The 23487-nt window shown below is 47.6% G+C and carries 19 protein-coding genes and 1 tRNA gene; 6 read left to right on the forward strand and 14 right to left on the reverse strand.

The features are described 5' to 3' along the window. Positions 1 to 6 precede the first annotated feature (6 nt). The 4 genes from C1N84_RS15920 to C1N84_RS15935 all read right to left on the reverse strand — a co-directional run bounded on the left by C1N84_RS15920 (position 7) and on the right by C1N84_RS15935 (position 4764). The gene (locus tag C1N84_RS15920) at positions 7 to 993 is read right to left on the reverse strand and encodes an ABC transporter permease (RefSeq protein ID WP_082678089.1); all 987 of its coding nucleotides are present in this window, start codon (positions 991 to 993) and stop codon (positions 7 to 9) included. Beyond that, positions 990 to 2594 (reverse strand): sugar ABC transporter ATP-binding protein, encoded by a 1605-nt coding sequence (locus C1N84_RS15925; RefSeq protein ID WP_058959228.1) that lies wholly within the window; start codon positions 2592 to 2594, stop codon positions 990 to 992. Before C1N84_RS15925 ends, C1N84_RS15920 begins: the two co-directional genes overlap by 4 nt. Before the next feature lie 20 nt (positions 2595 to 2614). Beyond that, positions 2615 to 3691, reverse strand: a complete 1077-nt coding sequence (locus tag C1N84_RS15930; RefSeq protein ID WP_264441662.1) for a substrate-binding domain-containing protein — start codon at positions 3689 to 3691, stop codon at positions 2615 to 2617. A gap of 242 nt (positions 3692 to 3933) precedes the next feature. Beyond that, positions 3934 to 4764, reverse strand: a complete 831-nt coding sequence (locus tag C1N84_RS15935; RefSeq protein WP_058959226.1) for an alpha/beta fold hydrolase — start codon at positions 4762 to 4764, stop codon at positions 3934 to 3936. Between the two features lie 202 nt (positions 4765 to 4966). On the opposite strand from C1N84_RS15935, the gene C1N84_RS15940 reads away from it, so the two are divergent. Together C1N84_RS15940 and C1N84_RS15945 are read left to right on the forward strand one after the other, a co-directional pair. Further along, entirely contained in the window at positions 4967 to 5674 is a 708-nt protein-coding gene (locus C1N84_RS15940; protein WP_058959225.1) for a GntR family transcriptional regulator, read from the forward strand. Positions 5675 to 5686: 12 nt separating this feature from the next. Further along, on the forward strand, positions 5687 to 6394 hold the full coding sequence (locus C1N84_RS15945; protein ID WP_167347089.1) for a siderophore-interacting protein: 708 nt from the start codon (positions 5687 to 5689) through the stop codon (positions 6392 to 6394). Positions 6395 to 6485: 91 nt separating this feature from the next. Here the strand turns inward: C1N84_RS15945 and C1N84_RS15950 are convergent, their stop codons facing one another. From C1N84_RS15950 to C1N84_RS15975, 6 genes are all read right to left on the reverse strand, one after another. Next, entirely contained in the window at positions 6486 to 7667 is a 1182-nt protein-coding gene (locus C1N84_RS15950) for a MalY/PatB family protein (RefSeq protein WP_264441663.1), read from the reverse strand. An 11-nt stretch (positions 7668 to 7678) separates the two neighbouring features. Then, a complete protein-coding gene (locus tag C1N84_RS15955) occupies positions 7679 to 9142 on the reverse strand; it encodes a Na+/H+ antiporter NhaC family protein (protein WP_058959222.1) in 1464 nt (487 codons plus the stop codon). A gap of 175 nt (positions 9143 to 9317) precedes the next feature. Next, complete coding sequence (locus tag C1N84_RS15960; RefSeq protein WP_058959221.1) at positions 9318 to 9707, reverse strand: RidA family protein; 390 nt, start codon at positions 9705 to 9707, stop codon at positions 9318 to 9320. Further along, on the reverse strand, positions 9707 to 10402 hold the full coding sequence (locus C1N84_RS15965) for a helix-turn-helix transcriptional regulator (RefSeq protein ID WP_264441665.1): 696 nt from the start codon (positions 10400 to 10402) through the stop codon (positions 9707 to 9709). Before C1N84_RS15965 ends, C1N84_RS15960 begins: the two co-directional genes overlap by 1 nt. 373 nt (positions 10403 to 10775) lie before the next feature. Further along, entirely contained in the window at positions 10776 to 11981 is a 1206-nt protein-coding gene (locus C1N84_RS15970; RefSeq protein WP_058959219.1) for an MFS transporter, read from the reverse strand. Positions 11982 to 12104: 123 nt separating this feature from the next. Beyond that, a complete protein-coding gene (locus C1N84_RS15975; protein ID WP_072226474.1) occupies positions 12105 to 13310 on the reverse strand; it encodes an MFS transporter in 1206 nt (401 codons plus the stop codon). An 85-nt stretch (positions 13311 to 13395) separates the two neighbouring features. Between C1N84_RS15975 and C1N84_RS15980 the strand changes: the two genes are divergently transcribed. Next, positions 13396 to 14166 (forward strand): AraC family transcriptional regulator, encoded by a 771-nt coding sequence (locus C1N84_RS15980; protein ID WP_072226472.1) that lies wholly within the window; start codon positions 13396 to 13398, stop codon positions 14164 to 14166. A gap of 10 nt (positions 14167 to 14176) precedes the next feature. On the opposite strand, the gene fhuB is transcribed toward C1N84_RS15980, so the two are convergent. Genes fhuB through C1N84_RS15995 form a run of 3 tightly spaced genes read right to left on the reverse strand, consistent with a single transcriptional unit; the run spans position 14177 to position 17812 of the window. Then, positions 14177 to 16126: a Fe(3+)-hydroxamate ABC transporter permease FhuB gene (gene fhuB / locus C1N84_RS15985; RefSeq protein WP_058959217.1), complete on the reverse strand. Its 1950-nt coding sequence runs from the start codon at positions 16124 to 16126 to the stop codon at positions 14177 to 14179. Beyond that, positions 16123 to 17043: a Fe(3+)-hydroxamate ABC transporter substrate-binding protein FhuD gene (fhuD, locus tag C1N84_RS15990; RefSeq protein ID WP_264441666.1), complete on the reverse strand. Its 921-nt coding sequence runs from the start codon at positions 17041 to 17043 to the stop codon at positions 16123 to 16125. Before fhuD ends, fhuB begins: the two co-directional genes overlap by 4 nt. After that, the gene (locus tag C1N84_RS15995) at positions 17033 to 17812 is read right to left on the reverse strand and encodes an ATP-binding cassette domain-containing protein (protein WP_374754028.1); all 780 of its coding nucleotides are present in this window, start codon (positions 17810 to 17812) and stop codon (positions 17033 to 17035) included. Before C1N84_RS15995 ends, fhuD begins: the two co-directional genes overlap by 11 nt. Before the next feature lie 912 nt (positions 17813 to 18724). Here C1N84_RS15995 and C1N84_RS16000 point away from each other — a divergent pair. After that, a complete protein-coding gene (locus tag C1N84_RS16000) occupies positions 18725 to 19936 on the forward strand; it encodes an FAD-dependent monooxygenase (protein WP_264441667.1) in 1212 nt (403 codons plus the stop codon). Between the two features lie 635 nt (positions 19937 to 20571). Here C1N84_RS16000 and C1N84_RS16005 read toward each other — a convergent pair. Next, positions 20572 to 20647 (reverse strand) — tRNA-Phe (locus C1N84_RS16005). Between the two features lie 193 nt (positions 20648 to 20840). Between C1N84_RS16005 and C1N84_RS16010 the strand changes: the two genes are divergently transcribed. Together C1N84_RS16010 and C1N84_RS16015 are read left to right on the forward strand one after the other, a co-directional pair. Then, positions 20841 to 22166: a methyl-accepting chemotaxis protein gene (locus C1N84_RS16010; protein ID WP_264441668.1), complete on the forward strand. Its 1326-nt coding sequence runs from the start codon at positions 20841 to 20843 to the stop codon at positions 22164 to 22166. Positions 22167 to 22259: 93 nt separating this feature from the next. After that, complete coding sequence (locus C1N84_RS16015; RefSeq protein ID WP_141496221.1) at positions 22260 to 23483, forward strand: SpoIIE family protein phosphatase; 1224 nt, start codon at positions 22260 to 22262, stop codon at positions 23481 to 23483. Positions 23484 to 23487 lie beyond the last annotated feature (4 nt).

Here is a 23487-nt window from a genome sequence, read left to right on the forward strand (position 1 = left end):
CACTAATTAATTTTCTGTGCCCCGGCGACGTAAGCGGTCAAGGACTACAGCCAGAATGATGACTATTCCTACCGCAAGTGTCTGGTAATAGGCCGATACACCAATCATGTTCATTACATTCGACAATAGCGTGAGAACCACGACACCGGTGATTACCTGCCTGATATTGCCTGCCCCGCCAGCAAGCGCGACGCCGCCTAATACCACTGCTGCAAGTGATTGCAATGTCAGGTTAGCTGCTGCGATAGGCTGCGCTGAACTTGTCCAGGCAGTAAGCACAATTGCGCCAGTACCGGCACAGAATCCGCTCACCATGTAAACCAAGACTGTTACGAAGCGCACGTTAATGCCTGATTTTGATGCCGCCGACACGTTCGATCCGATTGCATATACATAGCGGCCAAACAGCGTAAATTTCAGCAACACCGCGACCATTACCGTTAGCGCGACCGCTATCCATACCAACATTGGCAGGCCTAATAATGTGTCGTAGCCAACTGCCTGAACATAGGCAGCAGGAACATCATAAATCGGCACACCACCCGATAAAATCAGCGCGATAGCTTGCGCCACCGAGAGCATGCCAAGTGTTATCACCAAAGGGGACGTTTTGAAGAAAGCGATAATAAAACCCGATACCGCTCCGGTCATCGTTCCGGTAATCAACATGGCCAGTAAACCTGCTGCTATTCCGTACTGATTCATGATCATGATACCCGCGACACCGGCAAGAGACATCGCTGACGATAAAGAGAGATCGAGACCACCTCTTATTACTGCCACAGCCTGACCAAGCGAAATAATCAATAAAGGCGCCAGCTGGCATGCAAGATTGACCGCATTACTCACGGTAAAGAAGCGCGGCTGGATGAAGCCAGCGACTGCCGCAGTCAACACCACCAGGAGAGGAAGCATCCAGTCAGAAAGTGAAAAATATCTATTTTTCATCATCTTTTCTGTAGATATAAAGCCCATTTCTTTGCTTGTAGTCATGACACAAACTCCTGTTCATTCTCTGAATGAAAGCGGGTTGTAACCTCGGTTTCTTTCTGGCCCACGACATCTGCAATTATGGAAGCTTTGTCATTTTCATCCGGGGCAGAGTAAGTTTTTACAATGCTGCCGTGAAACATGGTCCACACTGTATCGCTTAACATCATGGTTTCGGCCAGGTCACTTGAAAGCATCAACACAGAAACACCTGATGACGCAAGCGCACGAATTCGTTGATGAATTTCATGCTTCGCATCAATATCTACTCCTGCCGTGGGCTCTTCCAGCACCAGAATTTTTTGGGCACATGCCATGGCTCTGGTGAGCAGAACCTTCTGCTGATTACCCCCGCTGAGGCTGGTTAGCAGATCCTGCTTACTGCCATACTTGACGCCGGATTGCTTCAATAGCTCATCCGATTTCATCTCAGTCTGACGCGTATTTAACATGCCGCAGCGGGTATATTGTTTGAGCTGCGTTATCATGAGATTTTCACTGATGGTCAACGACGCATAAACGCAATTGCTCGCTCTGCCTGCAGGAAGCCACGCGACCCCGTGACGTAAGGCTTCAGAGACACCGCTCGGCTTCCAGCGCTGACCTTCCATCCGGAAGGAAATGCCGTCATGCGCCTTACCGGGTATGAAACCAACCAGCTGCTGCAGCAAAACGTCTCCACCACAGCCGACTACCCCGTAGATGCCGACAATCTCTCCCCGCCCGATAGTGAATACCCCACGACCGCCACTGGCTTTAGGTACATTTTCGATATCAATAAGAGGTGCATAGGTGTTGCATCCTCTTCCATGAATAAAAAGGTTTTCCGGCTTCTTGCCGGTTAAACGCGTCACAATTAAGTCGCCGGTGATATCACTGTTCATCGGAAATGCATCAACGACCTGGCCATTACGCATAATGGTGACACGATCGCTTACTGCAACAACGTCATCAATGTGATGTGTAACCAGCACAGAGGCGATACCAGCAGTACGTAATCTTCTCAGTACGTTAAAAAAGTTTTCTTTTTCCACCGCGCCAAGCATAGCTGTGGGCTCGTCAAAGATAATGACGCGTGGATGGGACATGAGAGACTTACCGATCTCAATGAGCTGCTGAATAGCAACCGGGTATGCACTAACCGGACGTTCAATATCCAGCTCATCCAGGCCCAGCTGGGAAAGTACTTCACGCACTCTTTTCGTTTCTACCTGCCTGCGGGTCAGGGAAAGCAGAGTCTTCCCGTTCTCAGAACCCAACCACAGGTTGGCCCGAACTGACAAGCTCGGCGCGAGAGATAATTCCTGATAAACCATCACTACGCCCGCATGACGGGCTTCGCGGGAACTGCTAAATGAAACTTGCTCATCGGCATACCAAATAACGCCTTCATCAGCTGAATACAGCCCGCTGATGATTTTGCCGATCGTTGATTTCCCCGCACCGTTTTCACCTAAAACACAATGTATTTCACCCGCCTGAAACTGAATCGAGACATTTTTCAGCGCCTGCGTTGCACCGAAACGCTTACTTAATCCACTAACTCGCAACAGTGGTGATGGCGCGTTGCTCTCTGATGCAATATCCGCCTGAATCTTCTGCATGATGAACTCCTCAAAACGTGCTATTGCATCGACGGAATTTTCCAATCTTCAGGAACAATTTCATATGTCTCAAAGGGATGTGTCGAGACATTGGATTTATCAATGACTTTGTTGGGAACATTGAAGTGGGGATAGTTGAGACCGTCTGTTCCAGGAGCTGCTAGGTCAGGCATCGGTTTATTTTCCATTGCCCGTATAGCGTACTGCACGATCAGGCGTCCCATAATGATGCCCGGCTCAGACACTACGGCCAGTAATCTTCCGTCTATGATCATAGGCGCCGCACTCTTAACCATCGCGGAGCTCACTACCGGCGCCTGACGGTTTTGCTGGCGCACCGCCTGCGCGGCCCCCATGCCCAGTGTTATTTGCGGTGTATAAATAAAATTGATATTTGGGTTGCGCAACAGTAGATCAGAAGCCTTGGTTAACCCTTCCTGAAGATCGATATTACCGCCAAAACCCGTTTCAACTAATTCAACTGGAGTAGCGCACTTCTTAGCTTCTGCTTTGAAACCTTCATAACGCAATCGAACCCACTCAGCCCCTGCGGGGCCGGGAATCATAGCCACATTTTTAGATTTCTCTGGCGATTTACAAACTGCATCCGCCATCAGACTGCCGATGTGGGTATCATCCTGTAGCACCCCGAAATCAATGTTCTTACTGTTCACGGGAATGCCTACAGCGGCCACTTTCATGCCACTGGACTTCAATGACTTGATAATAGGATCAAACCCATTAAATGCCGCCGGTGCCAGAACGGCTACATCAGTACCCATGCTCTTAAACGCTTCGAGTTGGGCAAACTGTTCACGGACATTGCCGTAGGCTCCAGCAACCGATACCTGGACGACATCGACACCAGTACGTTTGGCTTCGTCAGTAATACCGTAAATAATCCCTTTATAAAAATCATCGTTAAGATGAACTACGGTGACACCCAGTTTAAAGGGCTTCTCCACTTTCATTTCAGGAATTATTCCAACCAGACGATCTTCTTCTGCATGTGCTGCAAAACTAAAAATAATTGATGCCAGTAAACAGGAAGACTTTAACGGTAACGCTTTTTTATTGAATCTCGAAAGCCAGCTCATTTTAATTCCCTCGTTCAATACTTATAAAGGCCAGGTTATTAACTTCTGGAGAAAAAACCTGTGTAATGAAAGAATGACTTAATATCCAACCAGAACTTTTATCGATTCTGTTAAAAGCAAAATTCGCCTTTCTTACAGACATAACAAGTCAATCATCTTCCAATTGAAAGATACTTGTTATTAATTGATTTAAATAAAGGCGTCCGATGCCGTTATAACCTCCTGCTTCAAGATGCAGTGAATTAAAAAAGTTGTTTCACTGCAGCCATAAAAGCATCATTCCTTTCCAACACCACTGAGTGAGAGCAATTATTCAGAATCTGTAAATCAGCATATCTGATATTTTTTGCAAGTATCTCAGAGCTACTTGCAGGAAAAGGAATATCTTCACGGCCATGTAACATGATCACCGGGCATTTAATCGCTGAGAGCGTCTCTTTACTAAGAGTCGTTTTTTCAACATACTGTTGCGGTTCACCGGTGAACATTTCATCAAAATATTCTGCATATCCTTCCTGGAACACAACGGGTTCCCGCGCGCTTATGTAGTCATTATCGATAACTGATTTATCGTGGATAAGAGTACTAAGTGTAGAAATGAGTTCATCGCGATTTTTTGGGCAGCGCCAGATTCGCTGCGTTGCTTCAGACGCTTTAAAAGGTGCACCAATCGCGCCAGTCGTCAATACCGCCTTAACGCGGGAGTCGCTTGCGGCAACATTCAGCGCAATAGCAGCAGAAATTGAATGACCAATTAATCCTATTTCATTTACACCGATGACATCGATCATGGCTTTAGCCTGTCGAATCCACATCTCAAAATCGAAATAGGGTTTTTCAGCTTTACGATTGCTAATGCCGAAGCCAATAAGATCAAGAGCGTATACATTAAAATTCTCGCCTAATGGTTCGAGAATACGTCCCCAGTTACCCAAACTGGATGCTCCAGGTCCTGAACCATGTATGAGTAATAATGTTTTTCTGCCTGCTGAACCCTTGCCAATATCAGCGTAATAGTAGCCTGCTTCTATTCCTTCAAATTCAAATGAGGACTTCTTCACTGTCACGTACATAAAAACTCCTGGCGTGCTCATGTGGGTCTGAAATCAATAATACGCAACAAAAATGATTTATGAAGAAGAAAATGGATTTTTTGTGACATCATAGATATTTCGTATGAATATCCTTCTTACAGATGCTGTGCTATTATGTAATCAAAATCGTTCAAACTGTTTTCAAGCTCATGAAAATAATGAACATTCCTGGAGAGGGATTATGAAAAGCTCAAAAGAAGGAAAATCGTTAAACGAGACGATTTATGCATCTCTACGGGAGTTGATACTCACGGGACAGCTCGTTCCGGGTAGGAAACTCAAAATCTCTGAACTCGCTGGTCGCTTTGACGTTAGTCTTAATGTGGTGCGTGAAGCACTAAACAGATTGACCGGAGAACTTTTGGTAGAGGTGGCTCCGCAGCAGGGATTCAGCGTGCGAGGCCTTTATCAGGACGAGCTTATCGATCTCACTGAGCAAAGGGTCACGTTTGAAAGTATTGCGCTGCGTAAGGCAATTGCTTCCGGTGACATTGAGTGGCAGGGACGTCTAATCGCTTCCAATCATCGTCTGATTCACACACCGCAAACACTGCCCGAAAGCCCGGACAAGCTCAATCCCGACTGGCATAGCCGACATGAGGATTTCAACTTTATCATGATGGAGAACTGTGGCAGTAAATGGCTGTTCCTCATGATTAAACAACTCGCAGAAGCTTACCTGATTTATCAGCGCGTCCTGCTACCGGTTGTTCCTGACCAGGGGGAGCGCAATACAGACCATAACGAACTGCTCCAGGCCATACTTGATGGTGATGCAGAAGGTGCAGTATCTATCCTCACTGAACACCTTAACCAAACCCGGGACGTGATGCTAAACGTTTTAAACGTTACAGCGCCTTCTGGTATTGGCAGACGAATCACTCATTAAAAGATGTTGAACATGGATAAACAGCAAACCCGACAGCTCCGAGCGGTACATGTCAGCCACGTGAGCGATATTAACCCGCGTATGAAACGCATCTGTCTTACCGGTGAATCTGTTGCAGCATTCGCAGAAGCGCTACCGGCGGCATGGGTAAAAGTATTTTTTACTCCACCTAATGAACCTGAAGGACCGGGGCGCGCCTATACTATTCGACGTATTTGTCCTGTAATCAATGAGTTGGTTCTGGACTTTGTTCAACACGGTGAAGGCCCGGCGGCCAGCTGGAGCCGATCTGCTAAGGAAGGCGATATCATCAGAATCGCTGGTCCTCGTGAAGGTATCGCTTTAAAAGGCATCCAGTCATTGCTCTTGTTTGGCGATGAAACGGCAATACCGGGAATTTTTGGGATCATCGAAGCGTTAGACGAAAACGTCACTGTTCAGGTTTTCATTGTGAAAGAGACAGAGGCCTCTTATGCTCCGCCTCATACCCTCGCTGCTTTATCGCTGAATTGGCTCAAAGGTGATGAGGATTTGGCAGCTCAGGTTACATCCTGGATTCAGAACAACAGCCCTGATCATGTTTGGGGAGCTGGAGAGCACAGTGTGGTCATCCCGCTGCGAAAACATCTTTTTCAGACATTTGGCCGAAGCAGGAAAGACACTACTATTACGGCTTACTGGAAATCAGGTGAAGCTGATCACCGTGATAACGCTGAGTAATCTCGCATCATTTGCTTTTAAACCATAAACCCAACAGCACTGCCCCCAAGATCATCGGGCCAGTGCTGTTTTTGTTATGTTTCTCTTTGCATTAACCCTGAATCTGGTTCATTTTTCCCTTCACAGCTGCACAGATCCGCTTTAACCCCTCGGTCAAAACGCTACGCGGGCAGGCCGGATTAAGTCTGATAAACGCATCGGCATTGTCGACAAAACCGTTTCCGGAAACCACCAGGACATTGGCCTCGTTTATGAAGAAATCGCCCAGTGCCTTGCCTTTCAGCCCTAAAGCAGAACATTCAATCCACATCAGATAAGTGCCTTCGCAGTCAATCATCTTCAATAAAGGCGCATGTTCCTGTAGATAACATTCGGCAAAATCAATGTTGCTTCTGATATAGGTGCGCACTTCATCCAGCCACTGATGGCCTTCTTTGTAGGCTGCCGCAAAACCAATCATGCCAAAAATATTGGGCCGTTTACTGTCGCGCGACAAGCAGTCCAGTTCAAACTTCTTTCTGAGTTCGGGATTCGCAATCACATTAACCGAGATCTGCAGACCCGCCATGTTGAAAGTTTTGGTTGGAGACATGCAGGTTATCGTGTTTTGCAGTAATGCGTCACTTAATGAGGCGATACTTATGTGCTTCCTGTTGCCAAATATCATGTCGCAATGAACTTCGTCGGAAACAATAACTATATTATTTCTAAGACAAATTTCGCCTATACGAAGCAGCTCATCTTCTGTGAGCACCCGACAGGTTGGATTATGTGGATTGCATAATATAAGCATTTTCGCCCGGGGGGATTGAGCTTTGACTTCCAGATCGTCGAAATCAATGCTGTATTTCCCATCGCGGTATAACATTGGGTTATGCGCTGGAACTCTTCCGTTAGAAACGGTAAGTTCGGTAAACAACGAAAACGCAGGCGTTTGAAAGATCACTTCATCGCCAGGTTCCGTTAGCACCCGCACGGCACCACCAATTCCAGCAATCACGCCTGGTGTATAGCTAATCCATTCGCGCTCGATATCCCAGCGATAATGCTTCTTAGACCACTCGATAAAAGAATCGAAATAATCACCAGCTGGCTGCACATATCCATAAAGGCTAAAGTTTGCGGCGTTTGTGACCGCCTTAACAACAGGTTCGGCTGTACGAAAATCCATATCAGCCAGACCCAGCGCAACAGTATTGCTGTCTTTACAATCTCGCAATTTATAAGCGGATGTATTCCGGCGGTCGATAACCTCATCAAAATTACTGCTCATGCTCATTCCTCTTAACTATGTGAAATCTCTTTTAGGCTGCTTCCCTGCTGATCATTAACTTCTTCAAATTCTTCATCTGAATATTTATTAAGACTTATGCCGCATAAGCCATAAACCAGCTCAAGCACAATCATGGTGATGTTGAAGAACATGAACGGGATAATAGCGATAAGCGGGACACCCAACGTTGCAGCGATAAACGTACCGTTCAGGCTCCACGGCACCATCATGCTCAAACAATCAGTGAAGTTACTGACTGCACGTGAGGCGTTTTCTGGGCGGTAACGAAATTTTTTATATAAAGGTGCCATTAGAGTGGCATTCATAATCATTGAAAAATAATTAGCTGCTACAAGAGACGAACACACCGCACATCCGGCAAATGTTGACGTAATTAACCCGACGCGTGAATGAATTACGTTGCTCATCGAATCAATGATTTTTCCCAGGATACCGCTGCCTTTGAGAATGCCACCCATACCTAATGCAGCAACAACAACGCCTATCAACTCCAGCATGCTGGAAATGCCACCGCGGTTGAGGATGGGATCAAGAAATTTATTGCCTGTTTCGATGCTGACACCGGTTGCGAGAAAATTACCGACCTCAGAAAATGAATGGCCTTGGTAGAACACGGATATAAACGATCCGACGAAACAGCCAACCATGATTGCGGCTACAGCCGATTGTTTACAGGCCAGTAAACCAATAACAACAGCCAGAGGGATAAGTGTAATCCAGCCGATATTGAAGGTACTCGCAAGTGACGACAGCATGTTATTGGTTGCCTGAACATCCATTGAAGCATCAGAAAAATAGAAACCTACAACTGTGTACAGTGCTGCCGATATGATAACGCCAGGAACCGCAACGCTTACCATGTGTTTTAAATGTTTCATTAATGGCACGCCAGCGATAGTGGAAGTCAGCAGCGGCGTATCTGCCACTGGCGAAACCAGATTTCCTACACATGAGCCTGATACGACTGCCCCGGCAACAATGCCTGGTGAAATACCCATTCCCATGCCAATCCCCATCATAGCGACACCAACCGTACTGACGGTTCCCCAGTTTGTACCCAGTGGCAGAGAAATGAGCATGGAGATCAGGAAAGCAACTACCAGAAAATATTTAGGAGAAATTAATTCTAAACCCCAGTAAATGAGTGTTGGGACCGTACCCGCACTGATCCAGACGGCTATCATGCAACCAATAGCCAACAACAGGGCAAATAATCCTGCACCGACTTTAATCATTTCATATACGTCTTTCTCAATCTCTTTAGGGGAATAACCTAACTTCCACGCAAAAGGGACCAGAATAAGCCATGAGAAAAACAATGTCGTTACAATAGGAATGCCGAGTAAACTCATTGATGCCACAATGAATAAGATCAATACTACGATAGTCATCAACGCGAAATTCAGTGATGGCTGTTTTTTAGGCTGCGCCTTTATATCCTCTGCTATTTCCATCGTCTTGGCCCTTCATTTGAGTAGGTTAATATGTCCAAATCAATGAGACATAAGCGGTCGTAACACCAATATATGCATTGTTTTTTTGATGATTATTCATGGCGGCTTCATGCCAGTTCCAGGTAATGAATTACATTTTTGAAATACTCATAATGTTGATATGAATTGATAATCGCTACTTTTTATAAGCGATAACCTCGATCTCAACCTTTGCACTTTTCGGCAATTTAGCAGCTTCTATACACGACCTGGCGGGCGCTGCTGAGCCTGAAAAGTACGAACTATATACCTCATTGAATTCAGCGAAGTCAGCTATATCAGCAAGAAAACACGTAGTTTTAATCACGGTACTAAGCGATGCTCCACTCTTTTCAAGGACTGCTTTGACGTTTTCAAGCGATTGTATTGTCTGTTCTTTGATACCACCTTCCGGGAACAGCATGGTTTCAGGTACCAGTGGTAGTTGCCCTGAAGTAAATACCAGATCACCGAACATAATCCCCTGCGAATAGGGACCTATAGCTTCAGGAGCATTTGAGGTGGCAATAGCTTCTTTTTGATTCATTATGTGTTCTCACTGTTATTAAGTTTAAATTCACGCAGGTATTTATAAATTGCATTTTTTGAAATACTTAACTTCTCTGCCACAATATTTGCCGACTCTTTAAGTTCAAATATTCCGCTTTCATAGAGATTGTAAACAATAGCGCGAGTACGCAATTTTTTATTAATTCTTTGATCATTATCAACCTCACTTATCGCTCTGCAGGTTGATTCATTAATTAGCTCTTGAGGATTTGAACTGAAATTTTCAGGTAGTAATCCATTGAGTATATGGTCAGGCATTAACGTTTTAACCAGTTCAGGAAAGGGAACTGAAACGTTAATGTTCACACAAAAAAGACCGATAGGTTTTTGACTTTCACCTGCTACTACACAAGTTGTCGATTTAAGTAATTTACCTTCTCTGTTGCGCGTGAAATAGCTGCGAGAATTCACCTCACCCGTCTGATTAAACTGCCTAAGCATTTTCAAACCCATATCAGTGATCGGCGAGCCCACCTCACGATTGGTATGGTGCCCATTTACGATCTTCACCACCGAAGCATCAAGACTTTCAAATGAGTGCAATACCACTTCACAGTGAGATCCAATAAGGTCTGCGACCATGTCAGCAAGCCGAAAGTAGGATGTCATGTGTTCATGATCCTTTTCGGTAAAAGCCATACTGCGCTGTATCTCGTTGTCATCAATATTCATAAATAACCATAAAATGGATTTTATTTGATTTTATGGATTATAAATAACACACAAAAAAGCAACATAAACATACTTAAAACTTATGACACCAATCACATCATTTTTAATAAAGGCATTAAAATCAATAAGTTGTATAATTTTGGTTAAAAACTTATCGTTTCAAAAGTGGACTTTTGTTTACTTTGTCTATGTCAAAAATTCCCCTTTTGTTCACCTTGGGATAAGGCGTCGGACTGATTTACAGGGTTGACGAATGAAGTGGGCACAGTGAGAAATAACAAAGAGCGTTGGGAAGAGCTTTGTTGGGGAACCTCGAAAAGGTACGCCGGAGGGAAAAAGGGCACCATCAGGTACCCTCCAATTTATCCAACAATTACGCGAGCTCTGTTTTAGCGGGCAAGAAGATAGCCATAAGCCCAACCAGGGGCAGGAAGGCGCAGATTTTGAAAACAGTAGCAATGCCAGCGTAATCAGCCACGACGCCAAGGCCTGCTGCGCCTAAGCCGCCCATGCCGAAAGCGAAGCCGAAGAACAAGCCGGAGATCATTCCAATCCGTCCCGGCACCAGTTCCTGTGCAAATACCAGAATTGCCGAAAACGCAGAAGACAGTACCAGACCGATAATGATGGAAAAAAGACATGTCATTTCGAGGTTCAGCCAGGGTAATGCCAGGCTGAATGGAGCAGTTCCCAGGATTGAACACCAGATAACTTTTTTACGTCCAAAGCGATCACCAATCGGCCCGCCGATGACCGTTCCTGCAGCAGCGGCGAAAAGAAAAGCAAATAGATATAGCTGTGCGCTCTGAACAGGCAGTCCAAATTTCTCGATTAGATAAAATGTGTAGTAACTGCTGAGGCTGGCTGTATAAACAAATTTAGAAAAGATCAGTACCAGTAGTACGCTGATGCCGATGATCACTTTTCTACGTGGAAGAGAGGACACAGCCCGAGCTGTTATCGACTTAGATGCAGCTGCATGCTGTGCAGCGTACCAGCGGCTCACCTGTAACAGAATAACTATCGCCAGCATGGCGGCCAGCACAAACCATGCGACATGTCCTCTTCCATAAGGGGCGACAACCACCGCTGCCAGCAGTGGACCTAAAGCACTTCCCAGGTTACCACCAACCTGGAAAAGCGATTGTGCCAGCCCGTGCCTGCCGCCCGACGCCATTCTGGCCACACGAGAGGATTCAGGATGGAAAACAGATGATCCTGTTCCCACTAATGCTGCGGCAATCAACAGCGCCGGGTACGACTCAGCCAAAGCCAGCATCACTAAGCCCAGTAAAGTGAAACCCATACCCACCGGCAGTGAACGTGGCTGCGGATGTTTATCGGTAAACATCCCAATTAGTGGCTGGAATAAAGATGATGTCACCTGAAAAGTTAAAGTGATCAATCCAATTTGCACAAAGCTCAGTGAGAATTCTGGTTGTAGCAACGGGTAAAGCGCCAGAATCAGCGACTGGATCATGTCGTTAAGAAGGTGGGCAGCGCTAATAGCACCCAATACACCAAATGATGTGCGAGGCAAAGCCAATGATTTTGCCGTGACAGACTTGTTGTAACTCATTTTTTAACCCCGAAAAATATTATCTGAACCCTGATTTCCGAAAAATAAAACGCAGAAAGCCCGGCATATGCCGGGCCTTTATCTGGCTGTAATGACTTATAAAATGTTGCCCGCGGCATACCGTTAGTCGGACCCTTTCTTGGACATGATCGCAAACACCAGATTCACCGCGACTAATACAATTGCTCCAAGCAATACGAATGCCAACTTGAGCCCCGTAAAATGCGCGGCATAACCAATCAGCGCTGGCCCCATTAATACGCCCAGATATCCCAGGATACTGGCTGATGCAATGGCAAGCGAAGCTGGCATAGATTTTTGTCTGCCTGCAAGAGAGAACAGCACCGGCACAACGTTACCTGCAGCAAATCCGGCCAGAGCCATCGAAGCGAGTACTGCATAGAAGGACTGCACTTCAGCGGTGAGGAAAATGCCTGCAGCAGTGATAAGAACACCTGACAGAAGCATAGTTTTCTCGCCAAGCAGTGTAACGATGCGGTCACCAACAAAGCGGCTTAGAGCCATTGCTATCGCGAATACCACATATCCGATACCTGAAACATTCGCCGCGACCTGCTTAACCTGAATCAGCAAAATTGCGCCCCAGTCCAGCATCGCACCCTCCGCCAGGAAGATGATCATTGCCAGCACGCCAATTGCAACCACCTTACCGCGTGGAATGACGAACAACGGATGTTCTTCTTCTGAACGGGTATTCAGGAATCCACGTGCAGCGAGTGATATACATACAAGGATCAGTGCTGCCGCCATTGCTGCCGCAAAGACGATATGCAGGCCTGTAGCAATCAGGAGGGTGACGAAGCTCGCGCCCGCCAAGCCACCAATACTGTAAAATCCATGGAAGCCAGACATTAAAGGCTTGCCAGCTGCATTTTGCACTTCAGTGCCATGGATATTGGCAGCTACGTCAATCGCACCGATTGAGCATCCGAACAGCAGTAAAGTCAGTCCCAGGGTCAACGGGGTCGAAACATGCGCCAGCAATGGCAACGCAATAATCAGGCCCAGCGCTCCTGCAATAATGATCTTTTTACTGCCGATTTTTCCTGCAAGTCCACCTGCAGTAGGCATGCCAATTACAGCGCCTAACCCCAGACAAAGTAAAACCGTACCCAGCATCGCTGAGTCTGCATTAATACGTTGCTGCGCAAACGGAACCAAAGGTGCCCAGCATGAGAGGCCAAATCCCGCGATGAAAAATGCTATACGCGTTGACCACTTCGCTCTGCTTAAATTAAGCTGCTTTTGCTCAGCTCTGGATGAAACGGCCGACTTCTGGCCGTTCCATGAAACATCTGACTGACTCATAATTTAATTACCCATGATTAAAATTCTTTCGTGTAAGTATGATACTCATGGATGCATTGGTGTGATTCATCTATAATGACCAAATATGTCGATAACACGCCACATTGTTAAAAACCCAGATGATGCAGAGTCCGCAGTTGTTGGCCAGTCGGAAAGTTCGGCGCCTTATACCAGCGATTTGCATAGCCATCAGCGTCATCAACTGATTTTTGCTACCCGTGGGGTGGTACATATGGTGACGTCTGAAGGAGAGTGGATACTGCCTACCAGTCGAGCTTTGTGGATCAGTGGCGGCACAAAACATGCATTAACGGTTAAGCGACCATCGCACATCAGCATCTTGTATATAAAACCTGAAATCAATCCGTTCCCTGACTCAGAACGCTGCCGGGTTGTTGAGGTTTCGCCTTTAGTACGTGAACTGATATCCGCCTGCGCTAATCATCCATGGGATTACAAACCAGAATCGCCTGAGTCACGTCTGGCAGATGTGTTGATTGATCAGATCAGATTGCTGAGTAATTCCCCCCTTGATCTTATGATGCCTACAGATGAGCGAGCCCTGCGTGTGGTAGAGATTCTTAAGCGCGACCCAGGCAACCGCTCCACATTACATGAACTGGCAAGGGAGGCTGGTGCCAGCGGTCGAACGATTGAACGTCTGTTCACGCGAGATACTCACATGTCATTTGGTGCGTGGCGGCTTCGCCATCGAATGCTGTATGCCGTTGAAAGGCTCGCTTATGGTGAAAACGTTACCCGGGTAGCACTGGAAGCCGGTTACGAATCTTCATCGAGTTTTATCGCGTCCTTCCGCTCTATGTTTGGCACCACGCCTTCGCGCTATTTTGGTTAAATGAAAGCGGTTAAGCGCGCCTGATTAGCCATAAAAAGAACGGTACCCCCACTAACGCAGCAACCAGACCAGCCGGAAGCTGAAAAGGAAAAATGAGCATTCTTCCTAACCAGTCTGACCCAACCATTAGGGCGCTACCGGCTACGGCAGATATTACCAGTTGAGCTGATGCACTTCGGTAACCGAGCGCCCGTGCTGTATGGGGGGCCATTAAGCCAACAAAGCTGAGTGGTCCGACTATGAAAGTGGAGGTTGCAGTGAGAACTGCAGCAACACACATTATGGATAGCCTGCTTGCTGTTAGTGGCATGCCTGCTGATCTGGCTATCGACTCGCCTAACGGCAGCAGCGTAAGCCACCTTCTTAATAAAGGGGTAATAAGACCCAGCGCAGCGGCAACAGCTAAAGCTGACCACGCTTTTGACGCTGAAATACCATATGTCGATCCCGCAAACCAGGTAAGTAGTGTCGATACACGTGGATCACCGCCAGCCAGCATTAACATTAACAAAGCCATAAAGGCTGCATTAAGTGCCATTCCTGCCAGCATCATCCTTTGAGCAGAAAAATTACGGTAACCAGCAAGGGTGGTAACGGTGAATAAGGTGATGACAGACCCGAGGCAACCCGCAGGTAAAAGCCAGCCGCTCAGATCTCCGGGAACGAGCATAATAACTATCACCAGACCTGCCGCGGCCCCTGTGCTCACACCGACAACTTCCGGACTGGCGATCGGATTACCGGTTAAACGCTGGATCAGGCAGCCAGCAAGACCAAGCATTGCTCCTGCAGCTAACGCGGCTACGACACGTGGAAGCCTGAAATCCAAGGTTGATTGTGAAGACCATTGCCAGCCTGAACTGTTTTGCCCTAAATACAAAGCAAGCGTTATCAGCAGAAGCAGTACAGTTATCCCGACAGCCAGCCCGGTGCTTAATTTTCTTTTCTTCTCAGGAAAATCACCCGCAACGGGCGCCTTAGGCTGCATGTTTTCTCTCAGGCGCGGTAATAACCATAATAGCGCCGGCGCACCAAGAAGAGCCGTAACGGTGCCGGTCGGCACTTCTCGCCAGATTAGCGACAACAGAATGACCGCTTGATCTGAAATAAATAAAAGCAGTGCACCGACGAAAGGCGCAGCAACAATCAATTGGTTCAAGCGTCGCGCACCGAATAAGCGTGCAATAAGTGGGGCAAACAATCCGATAAAACCAATGATCCCCGAGGTTGTAACCAGTGCCGCAGTAAGACACACAGCGATGAATAAAGAAACGAAGCGCACAACATGCAGGCGCAGACCAAGATTCCGGGAAATGGAATCGTCCATGCCGAGTAGCGTAAGAGGCCTTATCAACAGGAAAGACAGTAGGAAAAAAATCAGCAATTGCGGCATAAGTTTGACTACATTTCCCCAGCCGTTTTGCGTTAGTGATCCTGTGCCCCACAAAAGTACACTCTGTAGTCTCTCATGAAAGTAGAGCCCGATAAGCTGAGAGACAGCGCTACAATAGAGTGTCATGACGAGCCCCACCAGAATGAGTGATACCGGCGAAAGCCTTTTACCTCGAATGACGATGGCCACCAAAATTCCCATGGCCATGGCACCATAAAGCGCACCTGCATAGGGGGTAATCAGTTGACCACCCCACAATGTGGCGAGCGTCATTCCAAGTTGAGCACCGTTCGCAACTCCCAATGTGGAGGGTTCAGCCAGCGGGTTTTGTAGCACCTGCTGAAACAAAAGCCCAGCCAGGCCGAGGCCTGCGCCAGTGAGTAACGACATGACTATTCGAGGTAACAGGGTATCGTGAAAGAGAACCTGTGAAATCACGTTGTTATCAGGGGCGATCAGTCCCGAAAGCCAGACATGCACCGGTAACACATTGCTGAGGTTAAACCCTGCCAGCAACAACGCTACGGCTAGGGATAATGAGATGATGCTTATACGCTGGGTTTTCATATTTTGTTCAGAAGACTTTTGAGAAGATGGCAGAAGCGCAAAGCAGTAAGCGGTCCTCCGTAGTACCAGAGCCCAGGCACCCTATGAAATTGTCCGGAGCGAACAAATGGCATAGCTTTCCAGAGTGCCGTTGAGGCCAACTCATTCATGACGGCTTCATCGTTTTGCTCTGTAAAACAAATAACATCGGTATGAACTATCGAAGCAAGTCGCTCAATACTGACAACCGCGCTTCCCCAGAAGTTGGTTTCGCCCTGCCATCCCCCCGGAATCTCTGCCCCTGTCATAACATCCATAAAAAGGCTGTTTTCGCCAAAAACCAGCGCATGTCTTGCGTCAACCAACGCCATGAAAAGCAGAGGACGCTTGATTTTGTCTGCTGCGGCCAGGCGTAATGATGCTATGTCCCGTTCCAGCCAGGCCAGAACTTCACGTGCAGTCTTTTCTTTACCGATTTTTGCAGCCAGAGACAGCAGCGCAGTGCAGGTAGTTGAAAGCGGATGACCATTTTTATCACTGAATGCAATGGCCATCGATGGGGCGATAGCGTCGTAGAGTGTTGGCGGTGGGCCATACCCTTCTGCATAAACGATCAGAGCCGGCTTGAGTGCAGCCATCAGTTCGAGGTTAGGCTCGGTACGTAAACCCAGCTCAGTCACATCTTCTGACAACACCGGCTGCTGAACGAGGGACCGGTAATTGGCAGCTTCAGCCACAGCAAGTGGCATTACACCTAAGGTAAGTAACATCTCCAATGGTAGCCACTCTGTAACCACAATTCCTGAATCTGTGTGCGGTGAACTGGTTACCATTTGAGCGTCGACAAATGGAGAGAACATTGTCGTAACAGCGAGCATACGCAGCATATGACGCCGGCCAGGATCAATTGAAGTGGATATTACTTTTTTACTGGACATAACTGACCGGGTGCCCTTTACTCGGGTGCAAGAAAGTTCCCATCAATATTCCATAGATCCCTTTCAAAACTTCAGTCTGCATAAGTTCATGTGGGGCGCCCTGTGCAATAATTCCTCCTTTTCTGAGGGCAACAAGGTGGTGACAATAGCGAGCCGCCATGTTGATATCATGCAGCACCGCGATGACGGTTACTCCCTTAGCGGATGACAATTGCCTGAGCAATGTAAGCACTTCTATTTGATGACCAACATCAAGCGCAGAGGTAGGTTCATCAAGCAAAAGACAACGCGTATCCTGTGCAATAGCCATTGCAATCCATGCTCGCTGCCGTTCACCCCCTGACAGAGAGTCCACATATCGATCAGAGAGGTTGTTCAACCCTGCTGCAGTTAAAGCGTCATTAACTATAGCCCGGTCTGTCGCTTTAAAACGGCCCAGAGCTCCATGCCAGGGGTAGCGACCAAGAGATACAATCTCATATACAGTCATACCCTCAGCTGCGGGTAGCTGTTGCGGGACATAAGCTACCTGACGAGCAAAATCGGAGGATGACCAGGACTCCAGAGGTTTCCCGTTCAGCAGTAGCATTCCTGAGGTTGGCTTATGATGGCGGCCTAACAACTTAAGCAGGGTCGATTTGCCGGACCCATTGTGACCAATAAGACCTGTGAACGCCCCCACAGGAAATGACAATCTTGAACCATGAAAAAGTGGTTTTCCTGATATAGAAAACTCAGCGTCGCAAACATTAAAACAAGCAGAAGACATTCGACACATTTCCATTTAAATCATTGTGGATTATCAGCCTCCCTTCAACTTTGTGTGAGGGCATCGCATATCCGGAATGGCTTTTAAAGGCAGGATATGGGCATATCCTCTTCCGAAATCACAAGTTCCTAATCACACTCGTCGGGATAAAGTAGAACGAATAGAGAATGATTATAAGAATGGTTTTTATTTACTGAGTAGCGTAGATTTTTGACCTCTTTAAGTAATGAAGTCAGCCAAAAATCGTAATTTATACTTTAATCAATTAATTAATACACAAATAACGCTATTGCGACAATGTATGTGGATAAAACGACAATGAATGTGTTGCACTAAAATTGGCTTAAACCGACTTGATCCCAATAGGACACCGCCAGAACTGAATTAATTCTATGTGTACTGCTCCTCAACATCGCTAAAGCGACAATGTATAGTTTTAAGACGACTAATTTTCTGGCTGAAAGAAATACTAATGATCATAAGATCAAGGATTTACCGAAAAACCTTAGTTAAAATATAATTATGAATATTGGCTCTGACATGTTGAATAAAAAATTGAGAAGGCCTATTATCTGCCATTCACCGTGCAGGTGAACTCTCAGTTCGGCACATATTATCAGAGAAACCGTCAGGTTCTTAACTATATATAGCTAATTGAGATGAATTCATACAGAACCCTCTTCAAATACTCGAACCCATATTCGGGATATATTTACAGTATAGCCTCCGCAAAAGAAATATTTCCGCAGTTGCACACTTTGGTTTGATGCGAATCGCAGACATATATAATTTCTTTCACGCCAGTTAAAGGTGTTGTCTTCAATTTTTATTCAAATCTCAGTTATATGCGATTTTTTATTGTTTAGCATTTAACTGAAAATATAATCTTTTAAATATTTTATAGAGTATAAAATGACAGAATTTAAATTTCATCATAACCTTCACGAGAATATTAAAAGCCAAAACATCCTTATTAGTGGTGCAGGTATAGCTGGTTCAACTCTGGCCTTCTGGCTAAGCAAAATGGGACATAAAGTTACGGTAGTCGAACGTGCCCAGACTTTACGTCTATCAGGTCAAACCGTTGATATCAGAGATGAGGGCTGTGAGGTAGTATCCCGCATGGGAATAATGGATGAAATTCATAGCTTAATGACGCGTGAAGAGGGTTTACGATTCGTAGATAGCAGTAATCAGATACAAGCTGAATACCCTAGCGCGGGTGGGAAAAAATCGTTTGTTACCGACATTGAGATCCTTAGAGCTGATCTGTCAAATCTCCTTATGAGAAAAACAGAAGATAATGTTGAATATGTCTTTGGTGATAACATTACAGATATCAGTGAAAGCACAAACGGAGTTGACGTAAGTTTTGAACACTCTCAAATTAGATCTTTTGATTTGTTATTGATTGCAGAGGGAATGAGGTCTCGTACCCGTAAAATTATATTTGGTGAGGTCCCTGTAAAACATATCGGACTTTATACTGCATATTTTGCTATACCCTATGAGCCTCAAGATGGAACCTGGGTACGCTGGAGCAACTGCCAAGGGGGAAAATCAATTTTACTACGCCCTGATCAAGGGAGGACGACTCGCGCTTATCTCTATGTTCGTAGCGACGAGCGAGGTATAGATCTTAAGGGACGATCAGCAGTCAATGATTTTATCAAACGTAAATTCAAAGATGATAATTGGGAAGCTCCACGTATTCTTGCGGAACTTAACAAATCAGATGACATCTTCTTTGAAGATCTTGGTCAAATAAAAATGCCGGCTTGGTCTAAAGGTCGTGTTGCTGTTGTTGGTGATGCTGCTTACTGTGCTACACCTGTAAGCGGAATGGGAACAACACTTGCAATCGTAGGCGCTTACATCCTTGCTCAGGAATTGAATCGAAATAGTAATTATCAAATGGCATTCGAAAGTTATGAAAACAGGATGCGGCCTTATGCTGAAAAAGCTCAAAAGATTAATCCCTGGACAATAAGGTTGGAACAACCCTCTACTCGTTTAGGAATTAGCTTTTTTTATAAATGGAAGCGTTTAGAAAGGACTTCAATAATGCAATTTTTTATGAGACCTTTCACACCCAAACCGGAACCTGAAACTTTCCTTGATTGAATTGATAAAAATAGTAATAAAATCAATTTCACCAAAAAAAGAATGATTTAAAGTTAATAGCAGCACCTGCATAAGGTGTTGCTGACATGCCCCATGATTAGATACAGCGCTCACTTAGTAATGTCAGATCCTTGACCCTGAGCCCGAATATGTTCCATGCATAATCAGGAATAACCGGCTTCAGGTTGGTTGCTTATTCTGGCAACCGGAAGATTTTTAATACATGACCGTATAACGTTTTGAAGGCGCGAGTCGGTAAATAGAATCATGAACAAATGACTGGCTTGGCTAAGAATTTTTTACTAAGCGAACAGGTGCATACTACAACGTGGAGCGTAAAAGGGATGGCTTGAGAAAATGTAAGGCTCATTTTGATGGGCGGCATCAATGGCAATCGCTGGAAGGGGGTAAGTAAATCTAACGAAACTTGAGGTTTTGTTGACAGATGCGACAATGATTGCAATTATTTACGCCAACGAGAAAAGGGCATCAGCTCGAACTGATACCCTTTCTTGAAGATTTTTATGTTCAATGTTGGATGATGCATCTGTCAATGCAGTCACCGTTGCTTTGAACACCATCTTCGTTTAGACACCCGTTAGAGATCTCACTTCTAACCAGTGTGCTTCGATGTATGGTGCCCGGACGCGGAATCGAACCACGGACACGGGGATTTTCAATCCCCTGCTCTACCGACTGAGCTATCCGGGCAACGGGGCGCATTAAACCTTACTCGCGCCGTACCGTCAAACGCTTTTCGGTAAAAATCAGCTGACTGCTGCCTTTTGCAGCAACCGCCGGACCCGATGGTAAAAACCTGCGCAACCGGGCTATTTAGTGGTGGATTTTTAGCCACCCACGCCGATAACCGTGCTGACATCCCATAACCATAATAAGGTCCACTATGTTCAGCACTATTACATCGGGAATCCTGTCGCGCCTCGCGTGGCAGAAACGCAGTCACAGCAGCGCAACGCTCAGTTCGCTGCAGGAGGCCATCGCCATGGTCGAGTTTACGCCTGATGGTCACATCCTCACCGCCAACGCGCTGTTTCTGGAGCGCATGGGCTACACGCTGGCAGAAATTGTCGGCCAGCATCACAGCCTGTTCTGCACGCCGGATATGGTGCAGTCATCGCAGTATCGCGAGTTCTGGCAGCGTCTGAATCGCGGCGAAGGCTTCAGCGATAAGTTTTTGCGCGTGGCGAAGCACAGCCGTCCGATCTGGCTGGAAGCCAACTACGTACCAGTGCAGGATCGCCACGGCCGGGTGATCAAAATCGTCAAGCTGGCGAGTGATATCACCGCGCGCATCATGGATGCGCAGGAGCAGCGCGCCATGACCACCGCCATTGAGCGCTCGATGGCGGTGATTGCCTTCAACCTCAAAGGTGAAGTGCTGATGGCCAACGATAACTTCTTTAATACCATGGGCTATCGCGCTGATGAGATCATCGGTCGCCATCACAGCCTGTTCTGTCCGCCCGAAATGCGCACCAGCGAGGCCTATCGCCGCTTCTGGCACAAGCTCAATCAGGGTGAATACATCTCCGGCCAGTTCGAGCGCGTCAATAAGCAGGGCAATACCGTCTGGCTGCGCGCCACCTATAATCCGGTGTTTAACAGCGCCGGCGAGCTGTACAAAGTGGTGAAGTTCGCCACCGACGTTACCGCGCAGGTGGAAAAGAACCAGCTGGAGCGCGAAGCAGCGCAGCAGGCATGGCAAACCGCGCTGCACACCAGCGAAAGCACACAACAGGGTGCGGCGGTCATTGAGAACAGCGTGCAGAATATCAATGCGCTGGCCAGCGAACTGCACGGTATTTCTGGTGATATCAATGATCTGAGCGACTCTTCCGATCGCATCGGCGCCATCGTGGAGAGTATCCGCCGTATTGCCGACCAAACCAATCTGCTGGCGCTCAATGCGGCAGTGGAAGCCGCGCGCGCCGGTCAGCATGGCCGCAGCTTCGCCGTGGTCGCCAGTGAAGTGCGCACCCTCGCGGCGAACATCAATCGCGCCACCAGCGAAATCGAAAATCGGGTGAGGCATAACCACCTGCTGGCGGATAAGGCGCAGAAAGGCATCGCGTCGAACCTGAAACGTGCCGATCAGGGCGTAGTGCTCGCGCAGCAGGCGGGCGGAGTGATTGCCGAAATTCGCGGCAGCTCCAGTGAGGTGGTGCGCGCCATCAGCCACGTCGCCGATGCACTAAAAGCCCCGCAGTAAGCGCAGCGTCGCATGCGGGCCGGCGGTGACATAAAAGTGTCATCGCCGTGCCGTAACCTAAGATTATTCCTAATCAACGCCAGACTCTTTCTCATGCAGCAGCCTGATTTCCGCACCGGGCTTAGCGCCCTGACGGGTCGTGCCCGCGCGCGTTCGCTGTGTATTGCGGTGCCGTTCGTCACGCCAGCGATGGACAACACGGCGGTAATGGCGCTGTTTAGCGAACACAAAGATTTGATTGGCCTGCCGGTGGTGGAAAACGGCACGCCGTTCGGCATGATTAACCGCCACATCTTTCTGTCGCAAATGACGCGCCCGTTCTTCCGCGAGCTGTACGATCGTAAAAGCTGTATCGCCTTTATGGATAAGCAACCGCTGGTGATCGATGCCGAAACCGAACTCGATCGGGTCGCGCAGCAGGTGGTCGCCAGCGGGGATAAATCAGTGACCGATGGTTTTATCGTGACTGAACAGGGCCGCTATATTGGCATCGGCCTCGGTATCGACCTGATTCGTACCGTCTCCGATTTGCAGGCACAGCAGCATCAGCAAATTTTACAGAGCATCGATTACGCGCGGGTGATTCAGGACGCGATGCTGGACCGCTCGCGGCAGCAGATGGCGCAGCAGCTGAGCGACTGGTGCCTGCACTGGCAGCCGCGCGACGGCGTGGGCGGCGACTATTACGCCTTTCACCGCGACGAGCACGGCTGGCTGGCGCTGATTGCCGACTGCACCGGCCACGGCATTCCCGGCGCGTTTATGACGGTGATTCTGCATGCGGCGCTGGAGCGTGCGCTACAGCACAACCATCGTACGCCGTCTGCCCTGCTGCAGGCGCTTAACCGCCACATCAAACAAACCCTGGGCCAGCTTAACGCCTCGCAGCAGACCTCGCTGTCCAACGACGGCTGCGATGCGATTGCGCTACGGCTGGAGACGGCCAGCCATCAGCTGAGCTGGGCCAGCGCGCGCATGCACGCCGTGCTGCAGCCGGTTCAGGGTGAAGCCGCCGCGCTGCAGGCCGATCGCGTCGGCGTTGGCTACACCGATACGCCGCACGACTATTGCTGGCCGCAGCAGCAGCGCACACTGCAGCCCGGCGATGTGCTGCTGGTAATGAGCGACGGCGTGACCGATCAACCCGGCGGCGCGCGGCAGATCATGTTCGGTAAAAAGCGGATTCAGACGGTCATTGCACAACATAAAACCCTGCCGATGGCCGAGCTATCCACGGCGTTTGCGCAGGCATTTCTTCACTGGCAGGGCAACCAGCCGCGACGCGATGACGTCACCTGGTTTGGCCTGCGTTATTAACGAG

The organism is Pantoea sp. SGAir0418 (assembly GCF_043529865.1).